The sequence below is a fragment of the Pedobacter sp. genome (genome assembly GCF_045627485.1).
Taxonomy (GTDB): domain Bacteria; phylum Bacteroidota; class Bacteroidia; order Sphingobacteriales; family Sphingobacteriaceae; genus Pedobacter.
On sequence record NZ_JAZQNU010000163.1, the window covers coordinates 1 to 14,117 of the forward strand.

The 14,117-nt window shown below is 40.1% G+C and carries 11 protein-coding genes and 1 pseudogene; 7 read left to right on the forward strand and 5 right to left on the reverse strand.

Translation table 11 applies throughout. The features are described from left to right. The 3 genes from ACR2F3_RS12665 to ACR2F3_RS12675 all read left to right on the forward strand — a co-directional run. A partial coding sequence (locus ACR2F3_RS12665; protein ID WP_432710343.1) for an FtsX-like permease family protein occupies window positions 1-456 on the forward strand: 456 nt, incomplete at its 5' end. Window positions 457-510: 54 nt separating this feature from the next. Continuing rightward, the gene (locus tag ACR2F3_RS12670) at window positions 511-990 is read left to right on the forward strand and encodes an ankyrin repeat domain-containing protein (RefSeq protein WP_432710344.1); all 480 of its coding nucleotides are present in this window, start codon (window positions 511-513) and stop codon (window positions 988-990) included. Window positions 991-1,072: 82 nt separating this feature from the next. Next, entirely contained in the window at window positions 1,073-1,888 is an 816-nt protein-coding gene (locus tag ACR2F3_RS12675) for an endonuclease/exonuclease/phosphatase family protein (RefSeq protein WP_432710345.1), read from the forward strand. Window positions 1,889-1,968: 80 nt separating this feature from the next. Here the strand turns inward: ACR2F3_RS12675 and ACR2F3_RS12680 are convergent, their stop codons facing one another. The 3 genes from ACR2F3_RS12680 to purL form a co-directional block, all read right to left on the reverse strand. Next, entirely contained in the window at window positions 1,969-4,158 is a 2,190-nt protein-coding gene (locus ACR2F3_RS12680; protein WP_432710346.1) for a catalase, read from the reverse strand. A gap of 23 nt (window positions 4,159-4,181) precedes the next feature. Next, entirely contained in the window at window positions 4,182-4,733 is a 552-nt protein-coding gene (locus ACR2F3_RS12685; protein ID WP_432710347.1) for a ferritin-like domain-containing protein, read from the reverse strand. Window positions 4,734-5,212: 479 nt separating this feature from the next. Next, window positions 5,213-8,869, reverse strand: a complete 3,657-nt coding sequence (gene purL, locus ACR2F3_RS12690; RefSeq protein ID WP_432710348.1) for a phosphoribosylformylglycinamidine synthase — start codon at window positions 8,867-8,869, stop codon at window positions 5,213-5,215. A gap of 155 nt (window positions 8,870-9,024) precedes the next feature. On the opposite strand from purL, the gene ACR2F3_RS12695 reads away from it, so the two are divergent. Continuing rightward, window positions 9,025-9,846, forward strand: coding sequence for an ATP-binding protein (locus ACR2F3_RS12695; RefSeq protein ID WP_432710349.1), 822 nt, complete (start codon window positions 9,025-9,027; stop codon window positions 9,844-9,846). Between the two features lie 169 nt (window positions 9,847-10,015). Here ACR2F3_RS12695 and ACR2F3_RS12700 read toward each other — a convergent pair whose 3' ends face one another. Both ACR2F3_RS12700 and ACR2F3_RS12705 read right to left on the reverse strand, forming a co-directional pair. Continuing rightward, window positions 10,016-11,026: a zinc-binding alcohol dehydrogenase family protein gene (locus tag ACR2F3_RS12700; protein ID WP_432710350.1), complete on the reverse strand. Its 1,011-nt coding sequence runs from the start codon at window positions 11,024-11,026 to the stop codon at window positions 10,016-10,018. A 16-nt stretch (window positions 11,027-11,042) separates the two neighbouring features. Then, a complete protein-coding gene (locus ACR2F3_RS12705) occupies window positions 11,043-12,029 on the reverse strand; it encodes a 2-hydroxyacid dehydrogenase (RefSeq protein WP_432710351.1) in 987 nt (328 codons plus the stop codon). Between the two features lie 165 nt (window positions 12,030-12,194). Between ACR2F3_RS12705 and ACR2F3_RS12710 the strand changes: the two genes are divergently transcribed. The 3 genes and pseudogenes from ACR2F3_RS12710 to ACR2F3_RS12720 form a co-directional block, all read left to right on the forward strand. After that, window positions 12,195-13,079, forward strand: coding sequence for a glycosyltransferase family 8 protein (locus tag ACR2F3_RS12710; RefSeq protein ID WP_432710352.1), 885 nt, complete (start codon window positions 12,195-12,197; stop codon window positions 13,077-13,079). A gap of 1 nt (window position 13,080) precedes the next feature. Continuing rightward, window positions 13,081-13,857: a glycosyltransferase gene (locus tag ACR2F3_RS12715; RefSeq protein ID WP_432710353.1), complete on the forward strand. Its 777-nt coding sequence runs from the start codon at window positions 13,081-13,083 to the stop codon at window positions 13,855-13,857. A 15-nt stretch (window positions 13,858-13,872) separates the two neighbouring features. Beyond that, a pseudogene (locus ACR2F3_RS12720) lies at window positions 13,873-14,117 on the forward strand (hypothetical protein); the annotation flags it as partial.

Below are 14,117 nucleotides of genomic sequence, written 5' to 3' on the forward strand. Positions count from 1 at the left end.
CGTAACTTTCCAAATGTATCTGTGATTGACCTTGGCCTGGTGTTAAAACTGCTGGATGAGGTATTATCAAAAATCGGTTTTGTCATCCAATTTATGGCAGGGTTTAGCATGGCCACAGGTTGGATCGTCCTTATTTCTGCAGTACTTACCAGTAAAACACAACGTTTACAGGAAAGTGTATTATTACGTACTTTGGGGGCCAGCAGGAAACAGATTCTTGCAATTACCGCCATAGAATACTTTTTCCTTGGTCTGTTAGCGGCAGGCGCAGGTATTATCCTTGCCCTTGCAGCAAGCTGGGCATTAGCGGTATACGGCTTTGAAACCACGTTTGATCCACCTTACTGGCCAATATTGCTGTTGCTGGTTATTATCTGTATGATTGTAGTGCTTACCGGCGTATTGAGTAGCAGAAAGGTTTTAAATCATCCGCCGCTGGAAGTATTGAATAACTAACGCTTAAACATTTTAACCCTTGCTGTTGTTGTAGGGCTATAATAACGAACGCTAATGAATAACATGACTACGCAACTGATCAATGCTTCCAGAACTGGAAACATTGACGAACTACAAAATTTAATTGCATTAAACCCGGAACTCAATGCTGCAGACGATAAAGGTTATACCCCCCTGATTATTGCCTGTTATAACAATCGTTATGAAGCCGCGAAACTTCTTATAGACGCGGGGGCCAACGTTAATGCAGCTGATCTTGGTGGTAACACCGCTTTAATGGGCGCATCATTTAAAGGTTATGCAGACATTGCCGAACTCCTCATCATTAATGGGGCAAACCTCAATTTGCAACATGGAAATGGCGGTACCGCTTTAATGTTTGCGGCCATGTTTGGAAGAAATGAAATCGTTGCCCTGCTGTTGAAATACGGAGCAGACCTACACAAGTTAGATGTACGTGGCCTTTCGGCTTTCGACCTTGCTGCACAACAAGGTAACGAAGACGCCATCTCCCTGTTGGAACAATATGTTTAAAGTATACCAAGCAGGCCGTATGCAGTATTTGCAACGGTAAACCGGCTTTGGTTAAAATACCTAAATTTATGCGCAAAAAGGAATGAAGTTTTTTAAGCACCTACTGATCCTATTTAGTATCACCTTATTTTCGTCCTGTGCAGAAAGCGTTTTTTCAAGCGGGAAAAGGAATGTTCGTGTAGCACAAAATATCCGTATTTTGTGTTACAATATTCACCACGGCAATCCACCTTCCAAACCTGGTGTAATTGATATAGCTGCTATTGCTGAGGTTATCCGCGCACAGAAACCAGATCTGGTTGCGCTGCAGGAAGTAGATGTAAATACCATTAGGTCAGGGGGGATTGACCAGGCCAGCCAGCTGGCAGAAAAACTGCAGATGAATTTCTTTTTTGCAAAGGCAATTGATCACGACGGTGGCCAATACGGTGTTGCCATCCTGTCTAAATACCCCATTAGCGCTGAAAAAATCCATCATTTAACTACCCAGCCAGGCACATATGGCGAACATAGGGTGCTTGCTACTGTTATAGTGGACCTACAGAAGGGCAAAAAAATCAGGTTCGGCGCTACTCACCTCGATGCGCAAAAAGACGATACCAATCGCCTGTTACAAGTTAGAGACATCAACATCATATCACAAAAAGAACCTTTGCCATTTATAATCGCTGGCGATTTTAACGCCGTATCAGGCAGCGCTCCAATCAATATGCTTGATGAACAATTTACCAGAACCTGTGATAACTGTGAGTTTACCATTCCGGTGGTTAACCCAAATAAGGCAATAGACTTTATAGGCTTTAAGAAGTCGAATAACTTCGAAGTCATCAGTCATCAGGTCATTCCTGAACATTACGCATCAGATCACTTGCCCATATTATCGGTGCTTAAATATTAGCCGATTTATCAGTATTTGTCTGTAAAAAAAAACCTGTATCAAAAGCTGATACAGGTTTTTTTTATAGATTTCACCTCATACTATGCAGGAACCTTTCTAGGAAGTTCCCTTTCCCAGAACCGGTGTTGTGCAATAGCCGTGATAAACTGTTTAGTTAATTTCGCAGTGTCATCACTTACAATAATACCTTCAGTTAAAACACTCACATCGCTGAAATCATCAGGTAATTTTTTACTAAAATAGGTAGCTTCTAATACCTGCAAAGCGTCCGCATCAGCGGCAATAGCTTTACAATGCTTAAATGCTTCATTCAGAAAATGAACAGCATCAGCTTCCGCTTCCAAAGTAGCCACGCTGTTCGTTCCTCCCGGAACATAAACTGCATCATAAAACACCGAAGCTGCTGTTAAAAAGGTATGGTCTACAGGAATCTTTTTATCCTGCTCACTGATTACCAATCCTAACCTTGGTGCAATAACCTCTACAATAGCATCCTCATTTATCAAAGCATCCATTACTGCTTTTAATGAATCGCTGTTCACGCCATCAGCCGCCAGAATTGCAATTTTGCGACTTTTAATAGTGTCCTTAACAGTATTTACCATGCTTAACGCAGCCGAAATATAAATTTCACTTTCTTTATCTACAGGCTGGTAATCGGCAGGATCTGCATCCGCCGGAAAACTAAGGTTCATTGGCAGCTCAGGTTCCTGAGGAACATGCAGACCTAAATTATATCCAACACCTGCAGCGAGGTTTTTATCCACTTGTGCAATCACACCAAGCATTCTTTGTCTCACTTCAACACTTTTCACTTTCCCTAATTCGAAGGAAAATGCATCAATAATGTGATTTTTCTCCGGATCAGACTGGCTGTTAAAAAATAACCTGGCCTGACTAAAATGATCGAAGAAACTTTTACTCCTACTTCTCACCTTACGGGCATCAATACGTTCATTATAAGTGGTAAAACCACCATCAGCAGCCTTGGCCTGGGAAGGGGTATTATCTGCCAGGCCGTTCGGACCATAACTTACTTTTCCCCTGTTGATGGTTTGACGCATAAAACCATCGCGTTGATTATTATGAACAGGCACTACAGGGCGGTTGATTGGAATTTCATGAAAATTAGGACCACCTAAACGGATCAGCTGTGTATCAGTATAGGAGAACAACCTGCCTTGTAGCAAGGGGTCGTTAGTGAAATCAATACCAGGAACCACATGGCCTACATGAAAGGCAACCTGCTCGGTTTCTGCGAAGAAATTGTCAGGATTACGGTTCAGTGTCATCTTTCCAATTCTTTGTACAGGAACCAATTCTTCAGGAATTATTTTAGTCGGATCTAATAAGTCGAAATCGAACTTAAACTCATCTGCCTCCGGAACTAACTGCACACCTAACTCCCATTCCGGATAGGCACCACTTTCTATGGCATCCCAAAGGTCACGGCGATGGTAATCAGGATCTTTACCTGATATGTTTTGTGCCTCATCCCAAGCCACTGAATGCACACCTAATAAAGGTTTCCAATGAAATTTAACAAATGTACTTTCACCGGCGGCATTGATTAACCTAAATGTGTGTACACCAAAGCCTTCCATCATACGATAACTACGTGGAATGGCACGGTCGCTCATCAACCACATGATCATGTGAGTTGACTCTGGCATCACCGAAATAAAGTCCCAAAAGGTATCATGTGCAGAAGCTGCCTGAGGCATCTCATTATCAGGTTCAGGCTTAACGGCATGTACCAAATCAGGGAATTTAAGGGCATCCTGAATAAAAAAAACAGGCATGTTGTTGCCAACAAGGTCAAAATTACCTTCCTGGGTATAAAATTTAACAGCAAAACCGCGTACATCTCTTGCAAGATCGGTAGAACCGCGTGAACCGGCAACCGTTGAGAAACGAACAAATACAGGTGTTTCTACATTTGGATCTAACAGGAAATGCGCTTTGGTAATCGCCGACTGTGATTCATAAACTTTGAAAACACCGTGTGCCGCCGAACCCCGGGCATGTACTACGCGTTCAGGAATTCTTTCATGGTCAAAATGTGTAATTTTTTCCCTGAGGATGAAGTCCTCTAATAAAGTGGCACCGCGATCTCCGGCTTTCAGTGAATTCTGGTCGTCATTAATTTTAAGACCGTGATTGGTTGTTAGTAACTCGCCCTCATCAATGGTAGTATGAGCAGCTAACTTTTGAACTTTGTCATTTATATTCTCTGCTGCATCTGCAGCATCTTTTTTATTTTTCGCCATTATATATCTACTTGTTGATTGTTCTAAGCTTCCTCAGCCGCTTTAAAATTGATATTATTTTCTGCAACGTCTGTTAACAGGCGATCTGCAGTTTTCTCTTCAGAAAGAGTCTCTTCAAGCAGCGCAGCTACTTCGGATAAACCAAGTGTAATCGCCAACTGCGCTAAACCTCCATAAGTAGCAATTTCATAATGTTCTACTTTTTGAGATGCCAATATAATACCTACATCACGCGTTGCGGTTCCAGCTTCGGTACTTTCTATGATGCCTTCACCCTCCTTGGTTAAGCCTTCCATCGCATCGCATTTTTTTGCTTGTGGGTTTTCACCCAACAGGTCAAAAACCTTTATCAAGCGTTCAACATGCCCTTCGGTTTCCACCAGGTGGTCGCCAATGGCCTTTGCAAGCTCTGTTGATGTTGCTGAACGTTGCATCTTAGGCAGATTTTTAACCAAATGGTTTTCTGCCCAGTAAATGTCCTTTATGCCATCGATAAAAAGCTCCATCAATGCCGGCTCTGCCTTTGCAGAAGTTTTAGTACTAAATTTAGGTTCTGAACTTGATTGTTTTTTCATAAGAAATGTAATTTGTTACTATTTAGTCATGAAACAATTGAAATGGCAATTAGAGCCCACTCAACCAACCGTTTCACTGCTAGTTAATTGCTTAAAACACAAGTAAAACACTGGAATACCTTATTTGTTTTAGCCGCCCACAAGGAGACTCAATGGAAGACCAGCGATTTTAAAATACAAGGAAGAGGGATGGAAAGAACAGACAGACTGTCAGATCCCAGTATGTATAGTGCGGCTGAGAAAAAGTTAAAATACACTCCATAAAAACTATACTAAGAGTCCAAGTTTTTCTAGTAAAAACTTGGACTCAATATGGACTTAACTTGGACTGAATATGGACTGAGGAGCAGCAAAACTTAAAGGCTACGATAGTCCGTGCAGTGTCATTTTGTCAGCACTCATCTTTAAAAAGCCCCCAAATGTATTAACAATTTGGGGGCATGATATAAGAATTTTGAGTTATTTATTTATACTGCTGATTAAGCTTCTAACCATTTTCTGGCGTTTACAAAAGCAGCGATCCAGGGTGATACTTCATCCTGGCGACCAGCCGGATAATTTGCCCAGTTCCATTGGAAAATAGAACGTTCAATATGTGGCATCATCACCAGGTGGCGACCCGTATCATCACACATCATTGCTGTATTGTAATCAGATCCGTTTGGATTTGCAGGATAACTTTCATAACCATATTTAGCTACGATATTGTATTTTTCCTCTGCATATGGCAATTGGAATTTACCTTCACCATGGGAGATCCAAACGCCAAGCGTCGAACCTGCAAGGCTGGAAAGCATTACAGAATTGTTCTCCTGGATAGTTAATGAAGTAAAACCACTTTCGTGTTTCTGACTGTCGTTATGCAGCATTTTAGGTTTTTCTTCGTGATCTTTATTTATTAGTCCCAGTTCAATGAATAATTGACAGCCGTTACAGATACCTACCGATAGTGTATCTTCGCGTTTAAAGAAGTTCTCTAATGCCAGTTTTGCTTTTTCATTGTAAAGGAACGCACCAGCCCAACCTTTTGCTGAACCTAAAACATCAGAATTTGAGAATCCCCCCACAGCACCAATGAATTGAATATCTTCCAAGGTTTCACGTCCGGAGATTAAATCCGTCATGTGTACATCTTTAACATCAAAGCCAGCCAGGTACATCGCATTAGCTAACTCTCTTTCAGAGTTACTACCTTTTTCACGAATTACTGCTGCTTTTGGTCGTGGTTTAGATGGATCGATAACAGGTTTCCTGCCATCAAAATCTAATGGGAATTTGTAATTTAAAACGTGGTTTTTATAGTTTTCGTAACGTTCGGTTGCTTTAACTACGCCACTTTGTTTTTGATCAAGTAAGAAAGAGGTTTTAAACCATACATCACGTAAATAATCTACGTCTAAGTTTAACTCGCCTGTAGCATCTTTAATGTTTACGGTAGCTGTATTGGTTACTTCTCCAATCTTATGGAAAGTAGTGCCTTGACTTGTTAAGATGGCTTCAACCTGCGCATCAGCCTGGAATACCAGAGCAATGTTTTCTGCAAACAATTTAGTCACCAAGTCCTGATCGCCAAGTGCTGATAAATCCAGATTGGCACCCAGGTTACGGTCTGCAAAACACAATTCCAATAAGGTTGTAATTAAACCACCACTGCCTACATCGTGGCCCGCCTGAATATGACCGGCTTTTATTAATTGTTGTAAAGTATTGAATGTGGTTTTGAAGGCAGCTGCATCAACAACATCCGGCGTTTCGTCGCCCACTTTATTTAAGATCTGTGCAAAAGAAGATCCTCCCAGTTTATACTGGTCTCCCGATAGGTTGATATAATAGATCGCACCACCGTCTTTCTTTAATACCGGCTCAACTACATTACGGATATCATCGCAATGAGCCGCAGCAGAAATAATTACGGTTCCCGGTGAGATCACTTCCTCATTCTTGTATTTTTGCTTCATGGACAGGGAATCTTTTCCGGTAGGGATATTGATACCCAGGCTAATTGCAAATTCAGAACAAGCCTTTACCGCAGCATATAAGCGGGCATCCTCTCCTTCGTTTTTGCAGGCCCACATCCAGTTGGCTGAAAGCGATACACTTTCTAGTCCTTCTTTTAATGGTGCCCAAACAAGGTTTGATAACGATTCTGCAATTGCATTGCGACTTCCTGCAGCAGGATCAATTAATGCTGATAACGGTGCATGGCCTATAGATGTAGCAATTCCGTCTTTACCTTGATAATCTAGTGCGGTAACCCCACAGTTATTTAAAGGCAATTGCAAAGGACCAACACATTGTTGTTTTGCTACTTTACCACCTACGCAACGGTCAACTTTGTTGGTTAACCAATCTTTACTGGCTACCGCCTCTAATTGAAGCACTTGCTCCAGGTAAGTATTGATTTTAGTAGTGTCGTATTCAATTTTGGAATATTTACGGTCAACCGTTTTGTCCTGCATTACTACTTTTGGTGAGCTGCCAAACATATCTTCCATTTTCAGGTCCATAGGTTTCAAACCGGTAGTAGCCGATTTGAAGGTAAACCTGTGGTCGTTTGTCACCTCGCCTACCTCGTACATCGGTGCACGTTCACGGTCGGCAATTTTTTTCAGGGTTGCTGCACCTTCTTTACCAATAACAAGCCCCATACGTTCCTGAGATTCGTTACCAATAATTTCTTTGGCAGATAAAGTTGGGTCACCAACAGGAAGTTTATCCAGGTCGATCAATCCACCTGTTTCTTCTACCAATTCCGACAAACAATTTAAATGTCCACCTGCACCATGATCATGAATAGAAACGATGCTATTGTGATCACTTTCTACCATTCCACGAACGGCATTGGCCACTCTTTTCTGCATTTCAGGATTGGAGCGCTGTATGGCGTTTAATTCGATTCCTGTACCCATGGCACCAGTATCTGCAGAAGAAACTGCTGCGCCACCCATTCCAATTCTATAGTTATCGCCACCTAAAACAACGATCTTGTCTTCGGCTGTTGGAATTTCTTTTTTTGCTTGACTTGCCTTTCCATAACCTACACCACCAGCTTGCATGATAACTTTATCATAACCTAGCTTTCTGTTATTCTCTTCATGTTCGAATGTTAAGACCGAACCAGTAATAAGTGGTTGACCGAATTTGTTACCAAAATCGGAAGCGCCGTTAGAGGCTTTGATCAGGATATCGGTTGGGGTCTGGTAAAGCCATTTACGTTCTTCCATGCCCGTTTCCCATGGCCTATCGGCAGTAAGACGGGATAATGAGGTCATATAAACCGCAGTACCAGCAAGTGGCAAAGAGCCTTGTCCGCCGGCAAGCCTGTCTCTGATCTCGCCACCAGAACCAGTAGCTGCACCATTAAAAGGCTCTACAGTGGTTGGGAAATTATGAGTTTCCGCTTTTAAGGAAATCACAGATTCGAAATCCTTAATTTCATAGTATTCAGGCACATCAGCACGTTTAGGTGCAAATTGCTGTACCGTTGGCCCTTTAACAAAGGCCACATTATCTTTATATGCAGAAACGATTCCGTTAGGATGGGCTTCTGAAGTTTGACGTATTAATTTAAAAAGAGATACCGGTTGTTCCTGGCCATCGATAACGAACTTGCCATTAAAGATTTTATGACGGCAGTGTTCGGAGTTCACTTGAGAGAAACCGAAAACCTCAGAATCGGTTAGCTTGCGACCTAATTTTTCTGAAAGCTTATTTAAGTAATCTACTTCTTCATCACTTAGTGATAAACCTTCCTGCTGGTTGTATGCAGCAATATCTTCAATAGGAAGTATGGCTTCGGGCTGGATATGAATAGTGAAAATATCCTGATTAAGTTCCTGGTATTTTTGTAATAACATCGGATCGAAATCTTCAAAATCCGCTTCCACTTTTCGAAACTCTTCAATTCTTGTAATTCCTTGAAGGTCCATATTTTGGGTAATTTCCACCGCATTGGTACTCCATGGGGTAATCATTGTTGCACGGGGACCAATATAACTGCCTGATAAGATGTGGTCTTGTTGTAATTCAGCACCGTCGAATAGCCAAACCAATTTAGAAATAGCTGTTGAAGAAAGGGGTTGTTCTATTTGTACAGCAAAAACCGTATTGCGCTCGTTGGAAAAGAAATAAATCATGGTTACATTTTATGGCGCAAAGTTAATCAAAAAGTCACGTAGTGCATAACAAGCATTACATATTCTCTATTTACAGTTATAATTGGCCTTATGCTTTGAATTATATATATTTAGCTAATTCAATTCATTAACTTTAACATATTTAGCACATTACTATGAAGAAATTACTAGGTCTACTCGTTATCACGACATTAAGTATAAATGCAATGGCACAACGCCAGCTAACAAAAATCTGGCAGACGGACAGTGTAATTAATATGCCTGAATCTGTTTTATATGATGCGAAATCAGGTTTATTATATGTGGCCGTTATGGGAAACAGCTCTGATGCAAAAGATGGCATTGGCAGCATTGGTAAGCTTGGTCTGGATGGAAAGATTATAGACCTGGAATGGGTTAATGGCTTAAATGCCCCCAAAGGTATGGCCATATATGGCGACAAAATGTATGTTGCTGATATCACTGATGTGTTGATTATTGACATACCGAGCGCAAAAGTTGAGAAAACCTTACCTGTAGAAGGTGCGGCATTTTTAAATGATGTAACCGTTGACGATAACGGTGTGGTTTACATTTCTGATTCGAAAACTAAAAAGATCCATCGGTTACTTAATGGAAAAATTGAGGGTTACATGGAAGAAATGGAAGGCATTAACGGTTTAAAAGCTGTTGGTGACAATTTATATGTTGCAGGTGGAAAAAACTTACTAAGAGCCGATGCTAAAAAAGGTCTTATTAAGGTAGCTGGTTTACCACAGGGTGGTGATGGAATAGAGCCGGTTGGCAACGGTGATTTTATATTCTCTAGCTGGCCGGGTTATATATATTATGTTTATGCTGATGGTAAACATGATGTTTTATTAGAGACCTATAAGGAAAAAATAAACTCTGCAGATATTGGTTATGATCCTGTAAAAAAGATTGTTTATGTGCCGACATTTTTCAAGAAAAGTGTGGTAGCTTACCAGTTGAAATAGAATTCCCGAGCTTAGTTATAGCACAGGTCTGGTGTGATGCTGAGCATTTGCCAGGAAGTATGAGCACCGATCAACATAATAAATACCCGATAAAATTACATTTAGCGGGTATTTATATTAAGCCAGTATTTTATGTGATACGCACATCATTATGATGTGCCTTTACCTGCTAAAAATGAATTAATGCTTTTACAACTGGTTCTAACGACTGTCTTAACCCAGCAAACTTATCTTTCACGTCCGTAAAATTAATGCGGTGTGTAATATAATTGTCCGTCAACACATCACCTCTTTTTATAGCTTTAATTACCTGTTTAAAATCTTTTGGTAAGGCATTCCTGCTACTCATCAAAGTAGCTTCCCTTTTATGGAATTCGGGATGATTAAAAGAAATTTGCTGCTTTTGCAAACCTATCAACACATATCTGGCGGTGTGAGCCATATAGCTGAACCCGCGTTCAATGGCGCCGAGATTCCCTGTACAATCAAAAATTGCAGTTGGCATTTCGCCATTAGTTAGTGAGGATACTTGATCGTATGCATATGATAAAGCGGCATTAACTGCTTCTGGATGGCGCATTGTTTCACGGCAAAACTTCAGCTTCGCCTCATCAACATCCATCATGATAATGCGGGCACCTGCAATTCTAACAAAATCTGCAGTTGCAAGACCAATTGGTCCGGCCCCCATCACAAGCACGTTTTCACCAGGTAAGATCTGAGCTCGTGCCACACCATGGGCACCGATTGCCAATGGCTCTACCAATGCCAACTGGTCAGGATCAAGCCCATCACCATGAATGAGTAAATGGTCAGGGATTGAAATGTATTCCTGCATCCCTCCATCTGAATGCACTCCAATAACGTTCATTGCCGTACAGCAATTAGTTCTGGAATTGCGGCATGCTATGCACTTACCACAATAGATATAAGGACTTACTGTAACACGATCCCCTACTTGGAACGCTTTACTGCTGGTTTGTACGATTTTTCCAGCAATTTCATGACCAAGTATTCTGGGATAGGTAAAAAAAGGTTGATTGCCATCAAATGCATGATAATCCGTTCCGCATATGCCTAGCCTTTCCATTTTAATAATGGAATTACCTGGAGACCACTGTGGTTCTTGAGTTTCTGCATATTCAAATTGACCAGGGTTAACACAAATTAAACGCTTCATTTAAAAGATTTTATTCTTACACTCCTACCCGATTAACTAAGGGCATTTGTTTCTCAAATGCATCAACATTCTGAAAGGTAACGGTAGCTATTTGCTCCATAGCTTCCTTAGTAAAAAAACCCTGATGGGAAGTGATTAACACATTTGGAAAAGAGATCAGTCTTGTGATCATATCATCGACAATCACGTTTTCAGAATGATCATTAAAAAACAAATTGCTTTCCTGTTCATAAACATCAATCCCTAGATAACCTAGGCGACCATTTTTCAAGGCGCCGATTACGGCTGCGGTGTCTATCAAAGCCCCACGGCTGGTATTAATTAACATGGCACCATCACTGAATAATTGCAGTGTTTCTTTATTGATCATATGAAAGGTGTCGTCTGTTAGCGGACAGTGCAAGGATACAATATCGGCATCACACAGGGTATCTTCCAACGTGCCGTATTTAACACCAATCGCTTCCATCTCTTCACTTGGGAATAGGTCGTAAGCGCCGATCTGGCAGCCAAAGCCTTTAAGGATCCGGCAAAATGCCTGTCCGATATGCCCTGTACCGATTACAGCTACTTTGCGTTGGTGCAGGTTAAATCCCATCAGTTTCTCTAATGAAAAATTCCCCTCACGAACCCTGTTATAGGCTTTATGTGTTTTTCTATCTAGTGTTAAAATTAAGGCCATGGCATGCTCTGCAACCGCCTCAGGGGAGTATGTCGGTACACGAAGAACCACAATACCTAACTCCTTTGCTTTTTCTATATCGACGTTATTGAAGCCAGCACAACGAAGAACAATCAACTTAATTCCGTTCTTAGCCAATTCAATAAGTACTTCTGCGTCAACGCGATCGTTAACGAAAATACAGATACAATCAAAACCCTTGCTAAGATTTACAGTTTGTAAGTCAAGCCGGGCGTTAAAGAACGACAGTTCATGGCCTGTATTGAAACGGTTCAGATATTCTTTATCATATTGATAGGTATTAAAAACGGCTATTTTCATTGGTCTTTTTATTTTTAGTGATGATTTTTTGTTTATCAGAACTTTGGTGTAAGTTACCTGAATATGCTGGTTTTACCTAGCATTTTAAAAGACGATATATTTATTGCATTTTTATAGCGATTTGACTTTTAAACGAAATGATTACCGCTACAACCTGTCTATAAATTGAAAAAAATTATCTTAGTAACAGTATGTGACAACCATTATGCAGTTATGCTGGCCGCTTTAATAAAATCTATTGAGGTTAATCATACCAGTGACAGTCATATCGAATTATTTATCGTAGACGATCATATCGACAAAAACAACAAATTAAAGATTGTAAACGGGCATACCAGCGCTAAAATCACACTCAATTGGTTACCCATTGAACAGGTGATTCCAAAGAATCTGGATTTACCATTCGACACTTCCACTTTCCCGTTAAATGTTTACATCAGGATCTTAATTTCTCACTTTATTCCTGACTATTGCACAAGGGCCATTTACCTGGATGTCGATATGATTGTGAGGAAGGACCTTTTGCCATTATGGGAAACGGATCTACATGATAAAATAATTGCAGGAGTAGTTGACCGCTCTGAGAAAGTGAGTAACCCCTGGGGTGGAATACCCAATTATAAAGAATTAGCATTAAACCCAGAGAGCAAATACTTTAATAGTGGTTTGTTAATTATTGATGTGGTTAAATGGCGGGGTACAGATTTATCTGCAAAGATCCTGGACTGCATCGCCTACAATAAAAAACATGCAGGTTTTCCAGATCAATATGGGTTAAATGTGGTTTTCGCCGATCAGTGGCATGAGCTCGACCCGAAATGGAACACGATTGCTGAATCTAAAGACCCGGATCCGTCAATTATACATTTTATTGGGATAAAGCCTATTTACCAGAACTTCCATAACAATGAGTATTATAAAAATGAATTTTTCAACTACCTGAATATGACCGCCTGGAAAGGCTATAAACCTACTGCAGGTTATAATCAGTTTCTTAATAAATTATCTAAGAAGCTTCAAAAACTTGTTAAAAGTATGGTAAAAATATAATATGGACTATCAATTTAAAGATGTATCGCTACTGATCACACACTATAACCGTAGTGAGTCGCTAGAAAATTTGTTAAATGCTTTTAAATCGCTTAATTGCTCATTTGAGGAAATTGTTGTTTCTGATGATGGAAGTAAAGAAATCCATTTAAACAAAATTAAGGACCTAAAAGAGATATTTGACTTCAAATTAGTTACGTCAGCAAAAAACCGGGGCTTAGGGAATAACCTTAATAAAGGTCAAGCGGCTGTATCAAGTGGACTGACGCTCTATATACAGGAAGATTTCATCCCTACAGCGAAGTTTCCTGAGGAATTTCAAAAAGCATTAGACATCTTTAATACCCAAAATGACCTCGATATTATCAGGTTTTATGCCTATGTGAAATATCCATATTTAGAGAACTACAAGGATGGTTACTCTTTCATGCACATTAAACCCTGGCATGCCGATTATCAAAAAATCTACTATTATAGTGACCACCCACATTTGAGGAGAAGCAGTTTCAACCAGAAATTTGGTAATTATGCAGAAGGCATAAAAGGAGATCGTACAGAGTACCAAATGTGTCTTTCCTTCATTCAAAAGAAAGGGAAAGGATTGTTCTATAATGATTACCAATCGTTATTTGAACAGAAGAACTCTGAAGCAGAACCTAGCACCATGACCAGAACAAACCTCACGCAAAGTCGGAATCCTTTCATTATCGCTTTAAGATATGTTTATCGGCAAGTGAAATACAATTATGATATTAACTTCTATAAGGTACACCATTAATAGATTTAGCTAGAAATGTTTAAAAAAATTATAAATAAAATACTAAGCCTCGTTGTGAGGTTACGTTACGGGAAGCTTCCAACTCACTTATTTTACTATTACCGTGATACTTATTATTGTCAATTGGTACAACTGAAATATCTTTTTAAAGACTATTTGATTAAAAAAAAGTATAAGTCATTATATTTTCATGGGGAGTTTGCACCGGAACTTCAGTTTGCCTTACCATTCGCCTATTGGCACTATAAAAATGGGACGCT